Origin of the sequence: Rhizobium sp. L9, from assembly GCF_002531885.1 — a bacterium.
GTDB lineage: Bacteria > Pseudomonadota > Alphaproteobacteria > Rhizobiales > Rhizobiaceae > Rhizobium.
This window is the reverse complement of sequence record NZ_NWSZ01000080.1, coordinates 1-2,083: the sequence shown is the minus strand read 5'-3', so window position 1 is coordinate 2,083 and position 2,083 is coordinate 1. Positions and strand designations below refer to the sequence as shown.

The window sequence follows — 2,083 nt, the reverse complement described above, 5'->3', positions numbered from 1 at the left end:
GCCGAGCGCGGACAACCCCCAGACCAGCATCACTATCCATGGTGTGCCCTACACGGCCACTCTGGGGCCATCAGGCATGCAGAACGACATTTACCTTTTCCAGCAATAGGGTCGAGATGGATCGAGCAATAGATGCCAGTCGTTCTTGAAAAAGCACCAAACCGTTGAGGGAGAATCCGTTTTTACGCGGCCACGTGCAGCGCGACAACCAAGATGAGACGATCCCCAGTGCCGGGGGCGACATCGAATGGCGGGCTCCGCATGGCAAGCGGCAAGCTGGCGAGCCTCTGTGCCGGCCTGATGGTCGAGTGCAGACGATTGTCGGCAAGCCGTCGCATATAGCGTTCGGCCATGCCTTGAGGGCATGATTGGATCTGGCTTTAGCATGCTGGGCGGCGGCCGGCAGGCATTAGGATCGAGGTTCCAAATTTGATTTCCGGAGGACCGGCATCGATGTACCCAAGACGGAACCAACCGCGCGATGACGATTCTCGCGAAGTAAGTGAGTGGATCGAAGGCGTGACCGGAGCTTTCGATACGGACGCCTGGATCCGGGACTACTATTCACAGAGACGAGACCTGGAACAGGATCTGAGCGACTTGCGCCTCGGTTCGCACGATAGTGACGCCGGCGACCGTGTGCCGCGTCGCAGTTCCGTGGGCGGTTCGATGCGAGTGACGCCGCAGTCGCTGGCGCCGGAGAACTCGTTGAGCGGCGCCCGCCACAGCATAGACGTCTCTCGGGCGGGCTCCAGCAGCTTGCGATTCGGCGGCTCGGGGAGCAAGACATCGAGCAATATGGCGGAGGCGGGCGAAGTCGCCGCGGCGCCGCAGGGCAAACGCCGCGGATTTACGTCGCGCATGGCGTCAGGGTTCAAGAAGGCGTTCGGATTGAGCAGCGGCAAGACGTCGTCGCGGAGTTCGGGGCAGCAAGACGTCGATGCCGCAACGGAGACTCACGTGGTCTCAACCAAGGTTCGCGTCGATTACGCCAAGCGTGGTCGCCCCGCCGACCGGGACATGCATTCCGATGACGAGTCCCGCATCAACCAGTTCGCGGAAGCAGTCCGAAACTACGAAATTCTACCCGACGGTAGCATCGGCCGAGGGGACGGAAGGGTTCCCGAGCGTACCTTGACGACCAATTTAGGGATTCTTAGGGGGTTCGCTCGTTGGCTCAAAGCAGAGAACAGAGATTCGATGGCTTCTCGGCTTTTAAACGATCCAGATTCACTAGCCGTTGATATCGCGGATTATTGGGCAAGCGGTGGGGATGGTCAGGACCGTCTTAAGTCAGCACTGTCTCATTTCAGGAGGCTCGCGCCTGAGGGGCAAGAACTCCAAGCCGTTGGACCTGGGCCGCGCCTGATGGGGCGCCAGATACATGATCCTTATCCCGACGACGCGCTCGTCATTGATAGCTTGGCCAAGGAAGAGCTGAGTAAGTTCGGACCGGTCCCGACTTCTCGGAATAATACCAGTCACCAACGAAAGTTTAGCGCTTGGCTCCAAAGGGAGGGCAGGGAGAGCATAGTCAGCCGACTCACCGGTACTGATCAGCAGCAACAGTCGTTGCAAAAAGATTACCAAGACTTCATCGAAGCCATGGGAAAAAAAGTGGGCGTGAGTTTCGATCGGCTGCGGCAGTATCTAGGCGCCGAGTCGCAGTTGAAACAGCATCATCCTTATCCCGACGACGCCCGCATCATTGATGACCTAGCCAAGGAAGAGCTGAGCAAGCTCGGACCGGACTCGACTTCGCAGAGGAAAGTTATCTGGAATCTGACCAACAATCGACGGAGGTTTGGTAATTGGCTGCAAACCAGGGGTCGGGAGAGCATAGCGAGCCGGCTCAACGGCAGTGATCAGCAGCAATGGTCGTTGAAAATAGATTACCAAGACTTCACCGAAGCCGTGGGAAAAAAACTCAATATGTCTTTCAATCGGCTTCGGCAGTACCAGCAAGTCGTTGAGGCGAACGCAGCGTCGGGGTTGTCCCCTGAGCCGGCAAGTGGCCGGGAACCGGCCGGTCTGGACGGCCGTTCGGATCCACGTGCCGAGTTCAGATCAACTTCGCCGCTGC

The 2,083-nt window shown here is 58.4% G+C and carries 1 pseudogene; it reads left to right on the top strand.

The window, feature by feature from the left end:
- Nucleotides 1-519 precede the first annotated feature (519 nt).
- A pseudogene (locus CO660_RS32290) lies at nucleotides 520-2,083 on the top strand (hypothetical protein); the annotation flags it as partial.